The 2,825-nt window shown below is 62.4% G+C and carries 2 protein-coding genes; one reads left to right on the plus strand and one right to left on the minus strand.

Annotated elements, in window-relative coordinates; all coding sequences use genetic code 11:
* A partial coding sequence (locus tag RMO25_RS10140) for a GMC family oxidoreductase N-terminal domain-containing protein (protein WP_309662486.1) occupies nt 1-1,722 on the minus strand: 1,722 nt, incomplete at its 3' end.
* 496 nt (nt 1,723-2,218) lie between these two features.
* Here RMO25_RS10140 and RMO25_RS10145 point away from each other — a divergent pair.
* Nucleotides 2,219-2,825: deoxyribonuclease II family protein (locus RMO25_RS10145; RefSeq protein ID WP_309662487.1), on the plus strand; the 607-nt coding region annotated here is incomplete at its 3' end.

The following is a 2,825-nucleotide window of genomic DNA, read 5'->3' on the forward strand; positions in this document are numbered from 1 at the left end:
CACGCTCGCGTCGGCAACCCGCAGATTTTTGACCCCGAAGACGCGCAGGCGCGGATCGACCACGCTGCCGATCCGGCATGTACAGCACAGGTGATAGACCGTCATCGCGAAGTGCAGCGCGAAATTCTCGAGCAGCGCGTCGCTCGGCCACTCACCGGGTCGGTAGCCGTGCAGTGCGGCCAGTTTCGGCGGAATCAACCAGGCTCCGAGCACGTTCGGTGCGGGCCAGCAATCGGCAATCTCGAGCACGCGGCGCATGATCGCGACCATCACTTTCAGATCGTGGCTATCGCTGAAATAGTTGAACTGGATATCTGGCGGCACCGTCGGATCGGCGCTCGCGAGCACGATCTCGCCTTCGCTACGCGGCACGCAGTTGCTTGCAAGGAAGATGACGTTTTCCGCATCGGGCGCCAGTGTCTTGGCCGCATCGTCCAGCAACAGATCGAGGTCGAGATTGATACAATCGCCGAGCACATGCGCATCATAGCCGCAAGGAACGAAGCCGATCTGTGCATCGTGGGTGAATTCTTCGCCGAGTCCGGTCGAATAGAAGGAGATACCGTCGTAGAGGGATGAGGCGACGAGGCTGTGTCCGGTCTTGACCCATTCTTCCAGACGCCGTTCGGCCTCGTCCCTTAGCAGGGCGAGCTCTCCGGTCAGGTGCAGGTCGTCGGCCGGATCAGCGGGCAGCGGGCCGACCGGTGCCCGCAGCGCATCGGGACCGGCCGAGAGACCGATCTCGGCCATCGACACGCCTACGCCGGGGGCTGAAAAAGTCATCGGTGCCTGAACGTGGTCCTTCAGATGCTTGCCGACATCGGGGAGGTCGAGGCGGCAGGCGACACCGGCGGCCTCGATCTCGCGGCGCGGGCCTATCCCCGATAACATCAGGATGTGCGGCGAGCCTACCGCACCGGCGCTGAGGATGACCTCGCGGACCGCATGCACCGTGCGGATTTCTCCGGCGCCGTCTCGATATTCGACGCCGGTCGCAACCAGCGTATCGCCTGCACCCTCGATAACGAGGCGGGTGACGAGCGCGCTCGTGATGATTGTCAAATTATCGCGCAGTTCGGTCGCGCCCTCGAGATAGGCGTGAAAGGTACTCGATCGCTTGCCCTTCCGCGTGTTGGTCTGGGTCAGCGAGGCGACGCCTGCAGGATTGAAACGGCCCGCGCCATTATAGTCCCCTTCAGGGATTCCTGCCGCACCCGCAGCCGTTACGAAGTCACGCGCGGCCGGAATTACTGGCGAACGGATGCCGACACCGATTGGCCCTTCGTTCCCGCGCAGGTCACGATCGATGGTGGCCTCGTTAGTCGGCGCGACTTCTTCCATCCGTTTGAAATAGGGCAGCACTTCATCATGGCCCCAGCCCTCGGCGCCGAGTTCGGCCCAATGATCGAAATCGCCGGGGTGGCCGCGTACAAAGACCATGTAATTGATCCCCGAAGAACCACCGAGCATCTTGCCGCGGGGCACCGGCATGCGGCGGCTCTTGAATCCCCGCCCGCCCTTGCCGGGATCGCCGCTCAGCATCCAGTCGGTCTCGGGATCGAGCTGCAGACTGGCGCAGGCAGCTGGCATCAATTCCCGCGGTGGCGGGCGATCGCCTGCCTCTAACAGCGCTACGCTCACGCTAGGGCTTTCGGAAAGTCGTGCCGCAAGCGCGGCGCCCGCTGATCCGCCACCAACGATGACAAAATCAAATGCGTTCACGCTTGGTGTCCCCCAACCTGGCTCCGCTCTACCAGTTCAGCAGGTGACAACCTAATGGTCCGCTCTCTGCCCGACCTATTCCGAAGCAGACGGTCCCCCGGTCAAAAACAGTCAGTCGGGCTGTTGCCGCTAATGTCCGCTTTCCACCCATAACGGACGTTACGCTGGCGCCCGCTTCACCAGCCCGGTGCGGCCTTCAGAAAATCGGGCTGTTCCGGAAAGCCAAGCATCCGTCGCTTGCCACCTGAGAGGATCGCGCCTCCGACCGGCGACGATCTTCGCTCTGGCTCCGCATGGCGCCGGCGTGGGCCACAGCCCCGGCCGAATGGACCACTCAGTGTGGGATTGAAGCACGGCAGGATCCCCTGTTGATCAAAGGGCCCGGGCTTTACCGCGCCACGCCAATGCTTTAATTCTCAAGCCGCTCGGCACACGCCCCCCGGGGCAAACGTGAGGACTCGCCATGGGTCGAACTCGCACGCTTGGGCATCTCAAGTTGATCGCGGCAATCCAGTTCTTGGTTGTCATCGCTGCGGCGTCCGGCTTCGGGGCCGCGCAACCGGCAATCGCTGCCACACCTCCAAAGCCACTGATGAGCGCTATCGATCCCGAGGATTGGGTCTTCGCATTCAAACTCAATGCGTCGACTTTTCCGACCACCGGGGCAGTGACGAATTGTCTGTTTGGCGGCACTCCGCAGCCCGAACGTTCAAGCCAGCAATATTCCGTCGCGCGATCGAGCTCCAGCGCACTTGTCGCGGGGCCGGGGCTCCTTGGAACCAGTTTGTCGGACCCAGTGGGCGCGACGTTCAACCAAATCTATCACAGCGCTCTCAATTTCGTCGTTTGGAACGACCAGTTTTACCGTCATCCCAACATACAGGGCTGTGCACAAAGCTGCGGTGGACCATGGGGCCACTCCAAAGGCATGATTGCCTGGGACAACGACGGCAACGGCCTGGCACTTCAGGTGACCACGCCTTCGTGGCCTGGGTCGGGGACGGACGCCGCACCAAGGGCGGGGGACGGCAACACATTGGGGTGCATCGAGAGCACGAACAATGTGCTCTACAGCCAGCACTTCTTTGCTTTGAGGCTTGCGC

The organism is Sphingomonas sp. (assembly GCF_031361285.1).
Taxonomy (GTDB): Bacteria; Pseudomonadota; Alphaproteobacteria; order Sphingomonadales; family Sphingomonadaceae; genus Sphingomicrobium.